This is a genomic window from Zooshikella harenae (genome assembly GCF_018837975.1).
GTDB lineage: Bacteria > Pseudomonadota > Gammaproteobacteria > Pseudomonadales > Zooshikellaceae > Zooshikella > Zooshikella harenae.
This window is the reverse complement of sequence record NZ_JAGSOY010000006.1, coordinates 109,245-128,107: the sequence shown is the minus strand read 5'-3', so window position 1 is coordinate 128,107 and position 18,863 is coordinate 109,245. Positions and strand designations below refer to the sequence as shown.

Annotated in this window: 19 protein-coding genes; all 19 read right to left on the bottom strand. The window is 37.7% G+C overall.

Annotation, left to right across the window (positions count from 1 at the left end):
• Window positions 1–32: 32 nt before the first annotated feature.
• The 19 genes from KCG35_RS04850 to rpsA all read right to left on the bottom strand — a co-directional run bounded on the left by KCG35_RS04850 (window position 33) and on the right by rpsA (window position 18,782).
• The gene (locus KCG35_RS04850) at window positions 33–1,211 is read right to left on the bottom strand and encodes a hypothetical protein (RefSeq protein ID WP_215818534.1); all 1,179 of its coding nucleotides are present in this window, start codon (window positions 1,209–1,211) and stop codon (window positions 33–35) included.
• Window positions 1,201–2,448 carry a glycosyltransferase gene (locus KCG35_RS04845; RefSeq protein WP_215818533.1) on the bottom strand — a complete coding sequence of 416 codons (1,248 nt, stop codon included), beginning with the start codon at window positions 2,446–2,448 and terminating at the stop codon, window positions 1,201–1,203. The genes KCG35_RS04850 and KCG35_RS04845 overlap by 11 nt, the downstream gene beginning before the upstream one ends.
• A complete protein-coding gene (locus tag KCG35_RS04840) occupies window positions 2,445–3,407 on the bottom strand; it encodes a glycosyltransferase family 2 protein (protein ID WP_215818532.1) in 963 nt (320 codons plus the stop codon). The genes KCG35_RS04845 and KCG35_RS04840 overlap by 4 nt, the downstream gene beginning before the upstream one ends.
• Window positions 3,394–4,731 carry an oligosaccharide flippase family protein gene (locus KCG35_RS04835; protein WP_215818531.1) on the bottom strand — a complete coding sequence of 446 codons (1,338 nt, stop codon included), beginning with the start codon at window positions 4,729–4,731 and terminating at the stop codon, window positions 3,394–3,396. The genes KCG35_RS04840 and KCG35_RS04835 overlap by 14 nt, the downstream gene beginning before the upstream one ends.
• Window positions 4,731–5,750: a GDP-mannose 4,6-dehydratase gene (locus KCG35_RS04830; protein ID WP_215818530.1), complete on the bottom strand. Its 1,020-nt coding sequence runs from the start codon at window positions 5,748–5,750 to the stop codon at window positions 4,731–4,733. The genes KCG35_RS04835 and KCG35_RS04830 overlap by 1 nt, the downstream gene beginning before the upstream one ends.
• Window positions 5,747–6,628, bottom strand: a complete 882-nt coding sequence (locus KCG35_RS04825; protein WP_215818529.1) for an NAD-dependent epimerase/dehydratase family protein — start codon at window positions 6,626–6,628, stop codon at window positions 5,747–5,749. Before KCG35_RS04825 ends, KCG35_RS04830 begins: the two co-directional genes overlap by 4 nt.
• Before the next feature lie 17 nt (window positions 6,629–6,645).
• On the bottom strand, window positions 6,646–7,989 hold the full coding sequence (gene rfbH / locus KCG35_RS04820; RefSeq protein ID WP_309227289.1) for a lipopolysaccharide biosynthesis protein RfbH: 1,344 nt from the start codon (window positions 7,987–7,989) through the stop codon (window positions 6,646–6,648).
• A gap of 20 nt (window positions 7,990–8,009) precedes the next feature.
• Window positions 8,010–9,077, bottom strand: coding sequence for a CDP-glucose 4,6-dehydratase (gene rfbG / locus KCG35_RS04815; RefSeq protein WP_215818528.1), 1,068 nt, complete (start codon window positions 9,075–9,077; stop codon window positions 8,010–8,012).
• A 2-nt stretch (window positions 9,078–9,079) separates the two neighbouring features.
• On the bottom strand, window positions 9,080–9,853 hold the full coding sequence (gene rfbF, locus KCG35_RS04810) for a glucose-1-phosphate cytidylyltransferase (protein ID WP_215818527.1): 774 nt from the start codon (window positions 9,851–9,853) through the stop codon (window positions 9,080–9,082).
• A gap of 20 nt (window positions 9,854–9,873) precedes the next feature.
• Complete coding sequence (locus KCG35_RS04805; protein WP_215818526.1) at window positions 9,874–10,872, bottom strand: FAD-binding oxidoreductase; 999 nt, start codon at window positions 10,870–10,872, stop codon at window positions 9,874–9,876.
• Between the two features lie 162 nt (window positions 10,873–11,034).
• A complete protein-coding gene (locus tag KCG35_RS04800; RefSeq protein ID WP_309227294.1) occupies window positions 11,035–11,772 on the bottom strand; it encodes an IS3 family transposase in 738 nt (245 codons plus the stop codon).
• Between the two features lie 124 nt (window positions 11,773–11,896).
• Window positions 11,897–12,097, bottom strand: a complete 201-nt coding sequence (locus KCG35_RS27045; protein WP_373687351.1) for a transposase — start codon at window positions 12,095–12,097, stop codon at window positions 11,897–11,899.
• Window positions 12,098–12,377: 280 nt separating this feature from the next.
• Window positions 12,378–13,406, bottom strand: coding sequence for a Wzz/FepE/Etk N-terminal domain-containing protein (locus tag KCG35_RS04790; protein ID WP_215818523.1), 1,029 nt, complete (start codon window positions 13,404–13,406; stop codon window positions 12,378–12,380).
• A 121-nt stretch (window positions 13,407–13,527) separates the two neighbouring features.
• Window positions 13,528–14,007, bottom strand: coding sequence for a transcription termination/antitermination NusG family protein (locus KCG35_RS04785; RefSeq protein ID WP_215818522.1), 480 nt, complete (start codon window positions 14,005–14,007; stop codon window positions 13,528–13,530).
• A 17-nt stretch (window positions 14,008–14,024) separates the two neighbouring features.
• A complete protein-coding gene (gene pyrF / locus KCG35_RS04780) occupies window positions 14,025–14,717 on the bottom strand; it encodes an orotidine-5'-phosphate decarboxylase (protein WP_230409007.1) in 693 nt (230 codons plus the stop codon).
• A gap of 254 nt (window positions 14,718–14,971) precedes the next feature.
• On the bottom strand, window positions 14,972–16,153 hold the full coding sequence (gene lapB / locus KCG35_RS04775) for a lipopolysaccharide assembly protein LapB (RefSeq protein WP_215818520.1): 1,182 nt from the start codon (window positions 16,151–16,153) through the stop codon (window positions 14,972–14,974).
• Between the two features lie 11 nt (window positions 16,154–16,164).
• Complete coding sequence (locus KCG35_RS04770) at window positions 16,165–16,473, bottom strand: LapA family protein (protein ID WP_215818519.1); 309 nt, start codon at window positions 16,471–16,473, stop codon at window positions 16,165–16,167.
• Window positions 16,474–16,589: 116 nt separating this feature from the next.
• On the bottom strand, window positions 16,590–16,886 hold the full coding sequence (ihfB, locus tag KCG35_RS04765; protein WP_215818518.1) for an integration host factor subunit beta: 297 nt from the start codon (window positions 16,884–16,886) through the stop codon (window positions 16,590–16,592).
• A 216-nt stretch (window positions 16,887–17,102) separates the two neighbouring features.
• Window positions 17,103–18,782 (bottom strand): 30S ribosomal protein S1, encoded by a 1,680-nt coding sequence (gene rpsA / locus KCG35_RS04760; RefSeq protein WP_215818517.1) that lies wholly within the window; start codon window positions 18,780–18,782, stop codon window positions 17,103–17,105.
• Between the last annotated feature and the right edge of the window lie 81 nt (window positions 18,783–18,863).

Below are 18,863 nucleotides of genomic sequence, written 5' to 3'. Positions count from 1 at the left end.
ACGTCTCCTTTTACTAATTAATTTTCAATATACTATCTGTAATTTACTTGGGATAGCCTTACAGAGTTCAATTTAAAAGAAAGATAGACTAATTGAAGACCATAAAATAACAGAATATAACTGATTGGAAAATTAACCAACCCTTGACTTGCATACAAAATAGCGATTGATAAAAAAGCAACCAGTGGATTTAATATTTTTTTTGATAATTTGATTAACGCATAAAATATTGAAAAAAATACTGCTATTGTATAAAAAAAGCCATAGAGAGCTAAAAGACCAGTAAATGAATCAGATGATGTAGGAGTATATGCTCCTAGTAGAACCGCAGTCTCTTGAAAACTTTCTTTATAATTTGATAGTCCTACTCCAAAAATTGGAGATGAAAGAAAAATACTTAAGTTAGCCATAATCCCAACTGACCTATCGACAAAAGAAATATTTTCTTCCGAAAACTTAGATATAAAAATAGACTCTGCAACATCTAGCAAAGGCAAAGAGATCAATACTATAACCACAACCCCAACTATTTTTCTTGAAAGTTTAATTTTTCTAGCAAATAAAATCATCAACGAACATGATAAAATACCTGTTGTTGACCCAGTTGTAATAATTGCCAGAACAATAACTATAACTTTATATTTATTGAATTCATTAGCCAAAGAGAATAAAAGCGCGAAACAAAGAAATACTGCATATGCCCCAGCCTCCCAAAATAACCCTGAATTTCTGTAGTTCCAGTAGTCAACACCTTGGTAAAAATAGAGAAATAAATGCCTATAACCTGTTCCCGCATCATTATGTGAGACTGGAAGTAGGTATATGAAATGCTCATATATTAAGCCATAAATATAAAATATTAATGAGATAAACGCATATATGTAAAAAAATTGAGCATAAGCGGTTACGAACCTACTAAACGGAATGATAGAACAAAACAATAGCGCAATAGATAGTCGAACTATTATTCCAAATGTCTCGCCTAAAGATTCAAAATCTAACTGCAAAAGAGGGAATAACAACAAGAATGAAACTAATATCAAATAACTAAAAGCACCAATCAATGTTATTTTAGATTTTTTTTGATACGCTATAAGCAGTAAAGTAAACAAAAAACAAAGAAGCCAAAGACCATATCCATCAGAAAAAATAAAAGGGATCAGACTTCCACTAAGAATTATAGAAGCAGCAACAAAAAGTTTAGTTATCATTTTTTTTTTCTATTGTTTTTTTAGAAATTTTGTAGAGGTTAATTAAAGATGCCCCCACTTTTTTATAACTAAAACAATGCAAAGCAGTATCACGCGACGCCTGTGACATGATATTCTGATTATTAAATACTGCAGTTATGCCACGCTTCAAGTCTTCAATATTACCAAACTCTGCAAGATATCCTGTTTGATTATGGCGTATGATCGATGCAGTCCCAGTATGATTAAATCCAATAGTTGGAGTACCACAAGCCATGGCCTCAATATGGGTTAATCCAAACGGTTCCTCTAAAGCAGGTGAAACCAGAACATCAACAGAATTATATAAAATTGCCAATGAGTGAGAGTCCCGAAATCGACCAACAACCTCCACATTCTGATAACCATGAAAACTTTTTGGTAGTACTTCTGATCCATATCCTAAAAATAAATAGTCATTTTTGATACAGTCTGGGTCACATATAAGTTGTCTCACGTAATCCATTCCTTTACGTGGATCACCGGATATTAAAAACAAAATAATTTTTTTATTGCTATCTAATCTCAATACTTCTCGACAAAATTTTTTATTTAATGGTTTAAATATATCAATATTTACACAGTTCGGGATTTGAGTATTTTGAACGTTACAGAGAATATAACTTTCTTTTGCTAGTTTAAACATCTGTTCAGAGATAGCAGCAAAAAAATACAGTTTATCTTTCGTAAAAATATATTTTTTTAAGCTTGCCATTAATCTGACCAGCACCTTTACTCTTGATCTAGGGCAACTTTTACAGCCAGTTTTAAATCCAACACAGCTACCTATCATATGACACCCCCCAGTGAAATACCAGTTATCATGTTGGGTAATAACGATAGGTTTTTTTAACTTTGATAATTTATATAGATCTATTAAATTTAAATAACCACGATTAACCCAATGAAGATGAATTATATCAGCATTTCGAACTTCATTATTTAAATCAAATGATGAAAAGAGAGGAATACTAAAGTAGGTAGATCTATCTTTAGATACTAAGCGTGAAATTAACATGTCAACACCTAAAAGCCCCCAAGAGATTACGTTTCTCATCAAACTTTTAGCATTCTTTATTATAAAAGGTTTTCCGCTAATTTTACGTTTTACAATAATTTTTGAGTCAATATTATTTTCAATCAAAGCTTCACATATTCGTGTCGCCGCTATAGCTGCACCTTCTCCATCATCTACATACGATATGTGAATGACTTTCATCCGCCAAATAACGCCTTAGTAATTTTTATGAATATGTAGTTAAGGATTTCAACATATAGAGTAAAGCGCGCTCTAGTTGAAAAGGATATTCCAAATAATTGAATAAACTTAGCAGGAGTTAAAAAGCACTTATAACCAATATTTCTACACCAATAAATTTGAGCGATTACTGAATAGAGTTTTTGCTCATTATAATAGTTGGTCGCAAAATTTATTTTACACTGTATGTAGCAATCCGATAACTTATTTCCTGACTCAGATATTGAAAGAGAATGAGTGTGTTCCCGAAAAATGTTAAGTGGCTCATTAATAAAAAAAACATTCTCATAGTCTGCAGCAGTCAATAGCATAGATAATAAATCTGGTCCAGCTCCATGTTCCTCGAATTTTCTATCAATTGGTGATTTAATATCAACTATGTAGTTTTTAAGTATGTCTTTTTTTCGAAACAGGCATGAGCCAGGTGATAATGGTATGGAGTTAGAAAGCAGAGCCTTCTCAATATAATCGACAGAACTTAACTTTCCATTCTCAAAATTATATTTGACTGAGTTATCATTAGTTTGATCTCTAATCGTTTTTATATTCGATATAACAATTCCAGTGTCTGAGTTGTTAGCTAATACATAAACCATTTTCTCAAGACAATTTCTAGCCATTAAATCATCTGAAAATAGTATTTTAACATACTCACCTCTACACTTTGCTATTCCAAAGACTAGATTTCTCAACGGACCTATATTTGTACTATTTTTATGTATTTTTATCCTATCATCATATTTTGATAATTCAGTAAGTATATCCCAAGTACCATCATTACTAGCGTTGTCAATTACAATTACTTCAAAGTCTGAATATGTTTGATAAAGTGCCGATTGAATACAGTCTTTGATAAAGTTTGCACGATTGTATACCGGAATTAAAATACTCACTTTTGGTGAGCGACTATTTTGAAACATTTTGCTGTATTTTAGTTAAAGAGTTAATTTGTTGTGTTACTTGAAGAGGAAGGGCTATAGATGCAAAAACAAGGCTACAAATGGTACCTAAAACAATCCCACTTATACCTAGACTGGTATTTATTCCAAAAAATATCGAGAGCGGAATATTAACCACCATCGCTGCTACAGCAGTATACAACTGTAGGGTGATTTTTCCAATCCCGTTGACTAACATTGCAAAAATGTTATTCCAGGATGAAATCAAAACAAATGCTCCCATTAAAACTATTAGAGAGAAAGATACATCTAGTTCACCCTCTATCCAAATTGCTAGGATCGATTTAGTCGAAAGACAAAGTATAATAACTGCGCAAAAAATACCCATAAATATAATGAGCTGTTTATTTAACATTTGCCTAATCCATTTAAAGTCTGAGCGATGATAGGCATCAGTATATGCAGACCAGAGTGGAGTAGATATCAATCCATGAGCAAGTGTAATGACGCTAAAAAGCTTGAATACAACCTCATATTCGGTGACAAAGCTTGGACCAAAGAGTTGTGTTATTAAAATCTTGTCCGTTGAGAATATAATAAGAACTGCAAATTGGATAATAAAAAACTGTAGGCCAATTGCTAACAACGGACTTATATGCTGCTTATCAATACAAAGAGTAGAAAGTAATTCAGGATTTGTCCGAAAAAACCAAATGCTTAACAATAGATTAGCACTAGTGATTGATAGGCCATAGGCAAATGCTAAGTTAATTATTGAGGCACTCGTGAACTTTGATAAAACAAACACAAAGGTTAAAACGAGAAGGTTTGTTATTAGTTGTCCAAGAGCTATTAGTGAAGTTTTTTGGAGAGCACTGAGAAGTGAACTAATTAGCCCAAGCCAGAAGTTTAAAACTACAAAAAATGTCACGATCCGAAAGGTATTACCTAAAGTATCTTCAGATATCTTTATGGTATTAAATACTCCTTGCCAAGGAACAAAATATGATATTGTCGTGATAACAACCCAAAGAAAGAGTCCAATCAAACCAATGAGCGCATAACCAGAAGAAATGTAGTTAACAGCTTTTGCTTTTTCATCCTTTGCAAGATATTCTGCAACCTTGTTCCGCATACCATTACCAATACCTAGTTCGAAAAAGATCACCCAGGACATTACAGATAAGAGAGTTGACCAAATTCCAAACTGCTCTTGTCCTAGGTAATTAATCATTAAAGGAATTGCTATGAATGAAGCTGTTATAGCAACTGCTCTGTAAATAACAGCTCCCTTAAGTTGCTGAAGATAGTTACGGCTACGCTCTGTTGAGTTTTCCTTAATCATCAAGCTTTGCTTACCCAATCAATCATACGCTCAATCCCGTTTGGAGCCGAAACAACTGGCTGCCAATTTAGCAAACGCTTAGCTTTTCCAATATCGGCAACAAAAACACGCTGATCACTTTCACGTACAGGAAGATGGTTATAACAAAGTTTGATACTGAGCTGTTCTTCAAGTAGAGAAAAAAGCTCTAATAAAGATAGGCTGTTCTCAATTCCTCCACCAATATTAAACGCTTGGCCTTGTGCCTTATCTATATTAGTTACCGCTGCAGAGTAAAGCCGATTCATATCAGCAGCATGGAGTACATCCCGGACCTGTTTACCAGTACCTGATATGGTGAACGGCTCTTGAATTTGGCCACGACTGGCCTCTATAGCCTTTTGGCAAAACCACCCAACCCACCCCTGATCATAAGTTGCAAACTGTCTACCTCCATACATTGAGGAATGGCGGAAAACAACTGTCTTAAGACCAAAAATGCGGGCATAATCGAGCATGTATTGATCGGCAGCACCTTTGGAGCAACCATAAGGTGAATGAAATTCAAGAGAAATATCCTCATTGAAACCTTCAGGGTGCTGTATGCAGTGGTAGCGTGTTTCAGTTTCCTCATAGGTGTACTGTTCAAGATCACCATAAACCTTATTAGTTGATGAGTAAACAATTATAGATTTAGGAGCATGTTGCCGAACAGCTTCCAGTAAATTGTGTGTGCCTAGTACATTTACCTCAAAATCCATCCGCGGATTGACTATTGATGTAGTCATCGCTACCTGCCCAGCTAGATGAAAAATTGTATCAGGCCTAAAGGATTCGATGATACGAGAAATATCATTCTGGTTGCGTATATCTCCGTGAACAAAGGTTAACTGCCCTTGAGTTTGTAACCAGGCTAGGTTTTTACGGGATCCACTTCTATATAGATTGTCGAATACGACGAGTTGGTGACCATTAGCAAGAGCTTCGGCGGCAAGGTTGCTGCCAAGAAAACCACACCCACCAGTGATAATCAATTTCATTTTATAAACTCTAATTCTATAGTTTTTCTTAAACCAGTCTTTAGATCGAATCTTGGTTTCCAACCAAGAGCCTTTAATTGTGTAGTATCTGCCTGACAGTGCATTGCTTCATTTTTACGATAAGGAAGTGCTCCAAAAAATAATTTGGTACGGGATTCAGTTAGCTGGTGCGTAGTTTCAACAAACTCTCGAATGGTAGGAGCAACACCTGAACCTACCTCAATGTCAAAAACCAACTCAAACCTATGTCTTTGATTAACTATTATTGAATATGCACTCACGACATCATCAATATAAATGAAATCACGCTTTTGTTCTCCAGCTGTGAGCTCAAGAACAGGTTCATTACGGTAGCAGGTATTTAGCACATAAGTGGTGAATTTTGATGGAGCATCACCAGGTCCATACATATGTTGAAGCAGCACGTTTACGAAACGTAAATTTTTCTGAGGTTGAGTTGCGAATAATTTTCCCCATTCGACAAATTGATGCTTAGCAAGCGCATAAGGACTGACTTTTGACTCAAGTACAGTACCTGTATTAATAAATGTGATTTGCTGGTCTAATTTTGTTAAAGCTTCTAGTAAAACAAGCCCTAGACGTAAATTGGTGTCACAGATTTGCAGCAGTGTTTCACCTTGACGACCATAAGAACAAGCAGAATGAATAACAATATCAGGCTCAACATGGCGAACAAAAGCGTCGATTTCATCATTAGACAAACAGTGGCCTAGAATAAATTCTGAGTCCCTTCCTTGTAAGCGATTTAAAACTGAATTAGGTCGTAAGAGAAGGGAGACTTGATGTCCAGCATCCAGAAAGTGAAGGGCTAACGCACTTCCAAGAAACCCACTAGCACCAGTTAAAAGAATTTTCAAAAGAATGCACCATTGATTTAAAAACTAATACCCAAAAACTCTTCTAAGCGATCTGCGATAAAGTCTAAATGCTCACTTTGGAGTCCTGGATAAACACCAAGCCAAAACGTTTGATTCATTACAATATCTGTGTTTACCAGCTCACCACTGACACGGTAACTTCGTCCAATCATGTAAGGTTGACGGGTGAGATTTCCAGCAAATAATAGACGTGTGCCAATCTTATTCTGATCAAGGTAATTTAAGAGATCAACACGTCTGACATGGGCGTTTTCCTTAAGAATTATAGGGAAACCAAACCAAGATGGATCGGAGTTGTGAGTAGCTTCAGGTAAATGCAAGTAATCTGCACATGATTGAAGACGATTTTTCAGGTAAACAAAATTATTTTTACGAGCAGCAATAAATTCTTCTAACCGATCCATCTGAGCTAAAGCACAAGCTGCTTGCATGTCGGTTATTTTAAGGTTGTATCCAAGATGACTGTAAGTGTACTTATGGTCATAACCTTCAGGCAAGTTACCTAGCTTCCAGCAAAATCGTTTAGCACAGGTGTTATCTTTTCCCGGGGGACAATAGCAGTCACGCCCCCAGTCACGAAAAGACTCAGCAATTTGCATGAGCGTTGCATTATTGGTGAATACTGCTCCACCTTCTCCCATGGTGATATGATGGGCAGGGTAAAAGCTTAGTGTCGCAATATCTCCAAAGGTGCCAACCATCTGTCCATTGTAGGTAGCCCCCAAAGCATCACAGCAGTCTTCTACCAGCCAAAGATTATATTTTTTACATAAAGCTGTTACTACTTCTAGATTAAAAGGATTTCCTAGTGAATGAGCTAGCATAATGGCTTTGGTTTTTGGGCCAATAGCCTCTTCAATCTTGCTGGCATCTATATTGTGGGTAGTGAGATCTATGTCTACAAAGACAGGTACAGCTCCAAATTGGATTATGGGATTTACTGTCGTTGGAAAACCTGCAGCAACACCAATCACTTCATCCCCAGGTTTTATAGCTCGCTCACCTAACTTAGAGGAAGTCAAAGCTGAGAAGGCGACTAGGTTAGCTGAAGAGCCAGAGTTGACAGTCATAAGGTGTTTAACCCCAAGGTATTTTGCCAACCGCCCCTCAAACATTTCGTTAAATCGTCCAGTAGTCAGCCAACCATCCAGACTAGCTTCAACCATATTTCTTAGCTCCGAAGCACCAATAACCTTACCTGAAACGGGAACAGGAGTCTTTCCAGGAATAAAAGGCTTTTGGGTGTAAGCGATATCTGCATATTGCTGTACAAGGTTGGCAATTTCTTGACGGATAGCATCCAAAGTTTTGGGTGTTTCATTATTTTCAGAAGTAATCACGATAAGTTCCGTTCAGTCTGTTAAATAGCTGTTCTTTGGTATTCAGCAATTTGTTGCAGGCACTTTGCTTGCACATCAGCCTTAGCCAACCATGTGTTGTGCCAATCAATGATTTTTTCTATGGCTGTCGCTAGACTCCAACGAGGACTCCAGCCTAGTTTAAAACGGGCTTTTGATATATCAAGCTTGAGATGGTTTGCTTCATGTGGGTGTTTTCCACTATCCAATTGCCAATTTGCCCCTTTGCCCCACTCTTTCGCCATATGCTCAACAATCCACTGAACAGATCGTGAATCCTCTTCAGAAGGACCAAAATTCCACCCTTCCGCAAAACATTGCCCATCGTTATATAGATGTTCTGCCAACAAGAGATATCCAGACAAAGGCTCTAGTACATGCTGCCAAGGTCGAGTTGCATGAGCGTTGCGAATGGTAACAGATTTCTTGCTCTCAAAAGCTTTAAGGATATCAGGTACTAGACGGTCGGTAGCCCAATCTCCACCACCAATCACGTTACCAGCTCGAGCGGATGCCAAAGCAACTCGACTTTGTTGAAAAAATGAACGTCGATAGGCACTCGTTACTAGCTCTGAGCAGCCTTTACTATTGCTATATGGGTCATAGCCCCCCATAGGTTCATCTTCTCTGTAACCCCAAACCCACTCTCTATTTTCATAACACTTATCAGTTGTAACGTTGACAATAGCCTTCGCTGTTCCAACATTACGGGCAGCCTCAAAAACATGAATCGTGCCCATTACATTGGTAGCATAGGTCTCAATTGGCGCTTGGTAGGAAGGTCGTACTAATGGTTGCGCGGCCATATGTATAATAATTTCAGGTTTACAATCATCCACTGCAGCCAAGACAATATCATAATCCCTTATATCACCAATTGTACTGGTCATTCCCAATTCAATATTAGCTTCACTAAATAGAGCAGGTTTAGTAGGTGGAGGAAGTGCTAAACCATATAGTTCAACTCCCATTGATTTTAACCAAATACTCAACCAACTACCTTTAAAACCTGTGTGGCCAGTTAGAAAAACTCTCTTGCCTCTCCAAAAATCAGGACTAATTGGTTGCATTATCAATCCCATTTTTTCCAGGGAGCTCTTCCACTTTCCCATAGTTCTTCTAAATGATGTTTATCACGAAGAGTATCCATAGGCTGCCAAAATCCTTGATGCTCGAAAGCCATAAGTTCGCCATTTTTTGCTAATTTCATCAATGGTTCTTGCTCCCAAACTGTGTTATCGCCTCTTATATGGGTAAGAACCTTAGGTGATAGAACAAAAAATCCGCCATTAATCATAGCCCCATCACCTTTAGGTTTTTCTTTAAAGCTCATCACCTGTCGATTTTGAATATCCAGTGCACCAAACCGGCCTGGAGGGTAGGTGGCTGTCAGCGTCGCCCACTTGCCATGCTGGTAATGAAAGTCTATCGTGGCAGATATATCGATGTCACCAACACCATCACCATATGTAAAGCAAAAGGCATCTTCCTCTTTCAGATAATCAGCTATGCGGCCAAGTCGCCCCCCTGTCATAGAGTTTTCTCCTGTATCAACAAGGGTAACTTTCCAAGGCTCAGCGCGCTTTTCATGCACATGCATAGTGTTAGCTTGCATATCAAATGTTACATCTGACATGTGTAAGAAGTAGTTTGCAAAATACTCCTTGATTACATAACCCTTATAGCCACAACAAATAATGAAATCCTGAATTCCATGATGAGAATACATCTTCATTATGTGCCATAAAATTGGCTGCCCCCCAATTTCAACCATAGGCTTGGGTCTTGTTGATGTTTCTTCGCTCAGACGAGTCCCAAGACCGCCTGCCAAAATAACCGCTTTCATTTACGATGATCTCTGTTTAATTAATTTTTGCCTGAACAAACAAATGCATCTGAATAGAAGTGTTTAGGTGATAACCCCGCTTGAGTGAGGCATTCTTTAGCATCATGTATCATTTGGACTGATCCACATGCATATACATTAGCTTTACTCAAGTTGGGCTTTATACTGAGCAAAACATCTTGAATATAACCTTGAGAACCTGACCAGCAATTAGTTGGGCGTGACAAGACAGGCACATAAGTGAACTTATTAGAAGTAATGCAAATAATATCAAGATATAGGTCTTGAAGTGTTCTCCCCCCCCACAAAATAGTAACTGAATTAGGTTGTAGTTTACTTGGTAAAGCTGTTATCGATTCAAGCATGGCTTTAATAGGAGCAATACCTGTACCTGTTGCTAGGAAGATTAAATCAATGCCTGCTGTATTTCGTAAAAAGAATGTTCCTAAAGGACCATTAATACGCAATAAATCATTAACCTTGGCTTGATTAAACCAATATTGACTCATCGCCCCACCTTCAAAAGCTCGAATATGCAACTCCAAAACTTTACCTTTAAAGTCAGCATTTGCAAGGGAGTAACTACGACAGACTCCAGTTGGACCAACCACATCTATGTATTGGCCAGGGATAAAATAAAAGTCAGCTGCTGGAGGAAGGCGAAGGTTAACTTTAATAACGTTAGGTGCTAAATGCTGAATTTGGCTAATTCGACAAGGTAGCATTTTAGCATGAGGCAAAGAAATTCCATCAAGGTTTTCTGCCTCAAGAAGCACATCCGTTTCTGCCGAGCGAATGCAGCTAAGTATCCAGCCTTCAGCTTTTTCATATTTGCTTAGTCCAATTTCTGGCTGAAGAGCTAGAGTCTTTCCACTTATCAATTTACACCTGCAAGCGCTACAGCGCCCATTTTTGCAACTGTAAGGCAATAATACTTGAGCTTGAGAAGCTGCTTCGAGAATTGATATATCCCGCTGACTCTTAAAGTGAATGCCAGAAGTCAACTTAATTATTGGCATTGTTACTTGCACCTATACGAAGTATTCAATTTTGGATGTGCTTATAAGTTTGATTCTTGATTAATCTTGTTAACCCTACGGCTCTTTCTGATAACTTTGACGTTTCTTTTATCTAAAAAAATTGATCTTTACCCAATTTAACGGACATCTGTTATTAGGAGTTTACACGCATAGCTGCTCAAACCTAGCCGGTGTTTTATAACCAATAGATGAGTGCGACCTTTGCTGATTATAATAAACTTCAATGTACTCAAAAATTATCTTTTTTGCCTGAGCTCGATCACTAAAAGTATAATCATAGATACACTCCACTTTAAGGCTATGGAAAAAGCTTTCAGCAAGAGCGTTATCGTAACTACAGCCTTTGCCACTCATACTACAGATAAGTTTATTGTCCTTAAGTAGTTGTTGGTATTTTTTAGAGCAATATTGGCTACCTCTGTCGCTGTGAACAATGACACCTGTTGTAAAATTACGGCGCCATAACGCCATTAATAATGCATCATAGACTAATTCTTTATTGATACGCCTAGACATCAACCAACCGATGACTTGTCGGCTAAAGACATCAATGAAAATAGCGAGATATAGCCAGCCTTGCAGTGTCCAAACATACGTGATATCACCCACCCACTTTTCATTCGGTTTTTTCGCACTAAAATCCTGTTGCAAAAAATTTTCAGCTACCGGTAAACCATGCTCGCTATTCGTTGTGGCCTTGAACTTTTTGGCTTGTTTAGCTTGAAGCCCTAGCGCTACCATCCGTTTAGCAACCCGTTTGTGATTAACACATTGCTTGTTGTCTTTTAATGCTTTGGTGATACGAGGAGAACCGTAACGGCCTTTATGGTGTTCAAATAGCTCGATAATATCGTTATCCAATTGCTGATTACGCGTGATTCTCTGTGTTTCATCTGACTGGCATCATTGATAGTAGGATAGTAGCCTGACCGAGAAGCATTAAAAACATGACATTGAAAAGCCACAGCCCAGTCCTGCATGTTTTGCTTGATAAAGGCATACTTCACAGCTGGTCTTTCGCGAAGTATGCTGCCACCTTTTTTAACAGGGAGTTTTCAGATTTTAGTTTCCTGATCTCTGCTTCAAGCTCCTTGATCCTCTGGGTCTCCATTTGCTTTGGGGTTACGCTCATCGGGTGCTCAACTGTCTGTTGGTTAATCCACGCGTAAAGCAAACTCACTCCAATACCTAGCTCTTTTGCAATCGCCGTCCCCCTTCACCCAACAAGGTCAGCGCTCTCAACGTGGTGATTTCGGAGCTCAATACTGAGCCTATACATGCTTCTGTCAACGCTTAACCATTGTCCTTACGGACAACCGCCCATGACTCGAAGTCTCAGCGGGTCGCTAGCCCTTACTGAGTAGAGGAATTTCACCTCCAACCTTTTGCCGGCTTAGCCCGGCGCACTGGGTGTCCGTTAAATGGGGTGAAGATCACTGGTAACAGAACCCACTAAACACTACAGCATAAACTTAATTGTCTTGCTATTTTTCAAACGTCATTTTAATCAAAATCTTAAGAAAAGCTATAATTAGTCCAACTAAAATAGACAACAAAATAACAAGCAAATTTCTTGGTTCAATTTTTTCTTCTTGTTTAAAAGCTTTTTTCACCCAATTTACTATTAATATTTTCTTGTTTTCCGGATCAATTTTATTTAAAAGAAATAATTTTTTCTTTAACTCGACAAGTTCAGCAATAAAAAGCTCATCTTTTTCCCTCTCCAACAATACTTTTTTCTCAGCCTCCAAAGCATCATACCCTCTATAATACAAAGGATTTTGTTGATTGTTAATTTGTGCTTTTAATACAGTGTTACTTTTATCATTTTCTTGCTCATAAGGTTTTTTTAACCCTATAGCCTTCGCAGTTATAATTGCCTCATCAAACATTTCAATTTTTGCTTGCTTTTCTATTTCATATGCCAATTTACTTGCATTCATGTATTTCTCAACCAAACTAATCTTAGATTTTACTATTTCCTTTAATTCATTTAGATATATTTTTTTTTCTTCTTCTATAATAAATTCGATATATTTATTTAAAAGATTATGTCCTTCAATTATTTCTGGATATTCAATTGCAAAGGAAAAAAAACCTATTTCTTTCTTTTCAATTTTCAAACTATTCACTTTCCATGCACTCGTCACATTCATTAAATTCACTTCAATATTTCTTTCATCAATTAAATAATTAGTGAATAGCTTCCTATTGTTTCTATAAAACTCTAATAAATATTTACCATTACGAAAACTATCTACAACCGAGACAACTGTCGTGGCCGGCGACACTTTATATATATTGTCAACATTCAACTCAAGCAACTGTGATTCATATGGTTTTCCTAAAACCACTTCTGCTTTATAAATTGGTGTTTTAATAAAAATATAACTTAGAGAAAAAAGTAGGCTTGCAGTTAAAAACAAAAAAATTATTTTTTTTTCTCTAGATAACTCTTTAAGTAAAACTTTTACCTCAATTTCGTTTTGATACGAATAATTTCGAGCATTCATTTCTTTCTACTTTTATGTGTTTTATATAAAAAATGCAAGCTACCGCCCTAAGATTTACAGTTTCTATCTTAAAAACTCTACGCTTGAAACCTAAGTCGTATGATAATAACTCTATTATTAGTTAAACAGATTTAATGCTTTTCTGAGCCACATTTACTTTCTGGGATCTACTCAGAAAACTTAACAAAATAATACAGCGCTCATCACCTGACTTACTCAGATAAATTCCCTGTAGATATTTAAAAGGTCCTTCTTTAAATTCTACTAACTGGTTTATTTTAAACTTTTCTTTTGGTTCTGCGCACAATAAATCTTCTTGCCGCTTTATTCGCTCTATTAACTCATCACTTGCTTGTGCGTGATTAATACCAAAACGAACAAAATTTGCCACACCTCTGGTTGAACGTACTTTGGTATAATTTATACCTTCGACATTTTCATTATTTAAAAAAACATAACCTGGAAATAAAGGCTCTTTTTTTATTTTTCCAGCCTTATCAAGCTTATCAATCCAAGGGCAATACACAGTAAAGTTCTGATTTTCTAAATGAGTTACAGCACGCACCTCTTCACGTGGTTTTGTTTTCAGTAAATACCACATACTCAACAATCCTTGTCTTAGAAAGAGGAAAGATCTCGTACAATATCCTGAATAACAACAGATGGTGATTTTGCCTGTGTTACAGGCCTACCTATCACTAAATAATCCGCATTATTCTTTGCAGCCTCAGCAGGTGTCATAATTCGACGTTGATCGTCTGAATGATTCTCTTTTAAGCGGATTCCAGGGGTTACTGTTAGAAAATCTTTGCAAGTATGGTTCTTAATATCTGTTGCTTCAAAGGCCGAACAAACGACACCATCAACACCACATTTGTAGGATAATCTGGCAAGGGCTAATGCATACTCTTCAGGGGAAATTGTGTGGCCAAGCGTTTTAAAGTCAGAACTATCCATACTGGTTAAAACAGTTACCGCTATCAGTAATGGTTTATGCCGACATTTCTCTATAGCATCTCTACAAGCCGCTAGCATTCTCTGCCCACCTGAAGCATGAATATTCACCATCCATACCCCTAACTGAGCTGCAGCATTGACTGCTTTTGCAGTCGTTGTTGGAATATCATGAAATTTTAAATCTAAAAAAACGTCAAAGCCTTCCTTTTGAAGCGCTTCAACAATAGCAGGACCACAGGCAGTAAAAAGTTCTTTACCTACTTTTACACGACAGATTTGGGGATCAAGCTGCTTAGCCATATGTAAAGCAGCTTGTTTTGTTGGATAATCCAACGCAACAATGATTGGAGACATACTCAAACCCATTTGCCTGCAGTTTTAAGTCAACGATAGAAATTTAGCTGCGCGATAATATCAGATTTCACTTTGCAAGTCTTCTCTGACTAAAGTGCTAAACAGATAAAATACAAACTCGCTAATTTACCGAGTAGCGCACAATTCTATATGGGTTAGTGCTTTGGGTTAAATTAAAAAGTATAAAGACTTTATTTAAAGCTAATTAAGAATAGCTATACCTTGTTTGATAATACATCTCATTAATACAAAACCTATTGTCCTTCAATACCTCTAATAGGTTTAACTTTCCCCCATTGGTGACAACTTGGGCACAACCAATGAAGCTCCTTCCCTGCAAAACCACAGTGATGACAGCGGTAAATAGGCTTATTGTCAACTAACCGACCAGTCAGCTCACGCAATAACCCCAAATTCTTTTTAGCTTTACCTTCTGTATTCGCAATATGTAAGTCAATCAGTGCATTTAGCCCACGCAGCGAGGGCCGTTGCACTAGCTGCTCTGCAATAAACTTTCCTGCTGCTTTATCACCTTCTTTTTCTCGAATACTTTGTGCCAACGCTAAAACCACTGATATTGAAGGATATTCTTTGAGACATTTTGATAAATATCCATTAATACCAAAGAGCGTTTTTGCTTTACGATCACATTCTATTAATAAAGGTACAGACTCAGAAACAAAGTCAGGGTCTTGATGAAAAATTTGTTGCAATATTTTAATTGCTTCTTTGTAGTTTTCCTGCTCAAACTCTAAACGACCTAAGATTAAATAAGCACGTGCACAACATTTATCGTATTTCATTGCACGTTTTATAGCTTGCCTAGCCGCACTATAGTCTTGCTTACTAATACAATGCTCAGCTTGCTCACAGCAAAAATGGGCTAAAAGGGGAATATAGCGGGGGCTATCATAGGATACTAATTGATCAGCAATATTAATTGCTTCTTCCCATTCTTTTTCCTGTTGGTAAATTTCAACCAGCGCCTGTAATGCTGTGAACTTTAAATCATGACCCGACTTTGTAACCTCTAAAAATAAAGACTCAGCTCGATCAAGTACTCCTGCGGACAAATAGTCCCGTGCTAACTCAAGTTGTACCTGTAATGACTGCCTACGATTTAAACTTGGTCGAGCTAACAAACTTTGATGAATCTGAATAGCTCGCTGAACCTCTCCGCGTCGGCAAAACAATCGACCTAGGGCAATACATGTTTCAAAAGCTTCGTGACTATCAGGGTTGATCTCTAATGCTTTAATAAAAATATCAATCGCTTCATCTGTTTGCTCATTAAGCAAATAATTTAACCCAATAAAATATTCCTTTGATAGCCGGTCCTTGACACGTTGTTGTCTCTTCTTTCGGTCCCAGCGGCCCAATACATAACCAACAGCAATAGCTGTTAATACCATTCCAAATAACAGCGATTCAGACATTCACTTGCACCTTACAGTGTGCTTGTCCTAATTTTTTGTAATTCTTCATCTCGACTTTTGAGCTTCTTCTCTAGCCGGCGAATTTTATGCTTAGCTAATATAATAATCATCAACGCAGATAAAAGGCCTAAAATGCCTCCTACTACAAACGATACAATAATAAGCCAAGGTAAAGAGAGCCCTGGAAATGAAAAACCCACAAGGTTTAAATCAACAAGCAATGTATTACTACTAATAAAATCTGCCATCACTAACGCTAACAGCAATGCGACAAGACCTGCTCCAATCCACTTAAACCAAGATACGAACCGTTTCAACATGAATAAAACTCACTGGTTAGTTACACTATGCAAGGCATTATAGGGTTAAATAACAGATAAAAAAAACGGTACTATCAAAAGATCATACCGTTTCATAATGAATTTTTAATGGATGCTTAATAACTGGCCGTTAACCCTTTATTTACCCGATCTCTTAGTTCTTTGCCTGGTTTAAAGTGAGGTACATATTTTCCTTCCAACATAACAGCCTCACCTGTTTTTGGATTTCGGCCTAAACGAGGCTCACGAAAATGTAGTGAAAAGCTACCAAAGCCCCGTATTTCAATACGGTCACCATTTGCTAACGCATATGACATTTGCTCTAACATCGTTTTAACCGCCAATTCAACGTCCTTGAGAGACAATTGCGGCTGTTGCTCAGCAATGCGTTCGATTAGTTCTGACTTGGTCATGCAGGCATCCTCACCTTGGTCATATGGCACCATCACTAACATAGCCAAGAAATCAACTTAATTCAAGTAACTATTTGATTATAAAGGATATATCATATCTAAAATACAACACAATAGATGTACAACGCTTGTATTTAACACTTATTCTCTCATAACAAAAAAGGGTGACCAAATGGCCACCCTTTTTATACTCTCTTAAATAAACTGTAAGAGAATTTATTCCTTGCTATCCATTTGTGCTTTGATTAAGTCACCAATGGTAGTAGGTCCTGCAGCTTCCATTTCTTGCTTACGCAACTCTTTCAATGCTGCTTTCTCATCAGCCTCGTCTTTTGCTTTAATAGAAAGACTGATTACACGGTTTTTGCGATCAATGCTGATAATTTTAGCATCAATAGCATCACCTTCTTTCAACGCGTTGGAAGCATCTTCAACACGATCACGGCTGATTTCAGAAGCTTTCAATGTACCTTCAACGTCATCAGCAAGCTGAATAGTTGCTGCTTTAGCAGTCACTTCTTTAATCATACCATTAACAATCGCGCCTTTTTCATGCTTAGAAGCATATGCTGCAAATGGATCGTCTTGAAGCTGCTTAATGCCTAGCGAGATACGCTCACGCTCAGGATCGATTGACAAGATAACAGTTTCAAGCTCTTCACCTTTCTTATACTTACGAACAGCTTGCTCGCCTGCTTCACTCCAAGAAATGTCAGACAAGTGAACCAAACCGTCGATAGCACCATCAAGACCGATAAAGATACCAAAGTCAGTAATAGACTTAATGGTTCCTGAAACTTTGTCACCTTTATTGTATTTAGTAGAGAACTCTTCCCAAGGATTCACTTTACATTGCTTGATTCCTAAGGAGATACGACGGCGCTCTTCATCAATATCCAGTACTTGAACTTCAACTTCATCACCCAAAGAAACCACTTTAGAAGGATGAATGTTCTTATTAGTCCAATCCATTTCTGAAACGTGAACCAGACCTTCAACACCTTCTTCCAGCTCTACGAAGCAGCCGTAGTCAGTCAGGTTAGTTACACGACCAGAAGTACGTGTACCTTCAGGGAAACGTGCTTTCACTGCAACCCATGGATCTTCACCCAATTGTTTCAGGCCAAGAGACACACGGTTACGATCACGGTCGAACTTCAATACTTTAACGTTGATTTCATCACCGACATTCACAATTTCACTTGGATGCTTAATACGCTTCCAAGCCATATCAGTGATATGTAGTAGACCATCAACACCACCCAAGTCAACGAACGCACCGTAATCAGTCAGGTTCTTAACGATACCTTTAACTTCTTGACCTTCTTGCAGTGTTGCCAACAATGCTTCACGCTCAGCACTGTTTTCAGCTTCAAGTACGCTACGACGAGAAACAACAACGTTGTTACGTTTTTGATCCAGCTTGATCACTTTAAAGTCAAGCTCTTTGCCTTCAAGGTGAGTTGTATCACGGACTGGTCTAACGTCAACTAGTGAACCAGGTAGGAATGCACGAATAGAGTTAATATCAACTGTAAAGCCGCCTTTAACTTTACCATTGATAATACCTTTAACCACTTCATCTGCTTCAAACGCAGCTTCAAGCTCTTTCCAAGCTTCTGCACGTTTAGCTTTTTCACGAGACAGGCGAGTTTCACCAAAACCGTCTTCTACAGTATCCAGAGCAACCTGAACTTCATCACCCACTTGAATAGTAAGCTCACCACTTTCGCTCAGGAACTGCTCACGAGGAATCACACCTTCAGACTTCAAGCCAGCATGGACAGTAACCCAGTCCTGATCAATATCAACCACCACTCCACTGATAATAGAGCCTGGTTGCATGTCTAATTCTTTTAAACTTTCTTCAAATAATTCAGCAAAGCTTTCGCTCATTACACATACCTACTAGTTGACTGAGTAGCATAGAGCACCCTTAATCTGTTGAGCGGATGATACACTACAGTGGCCGCAGGA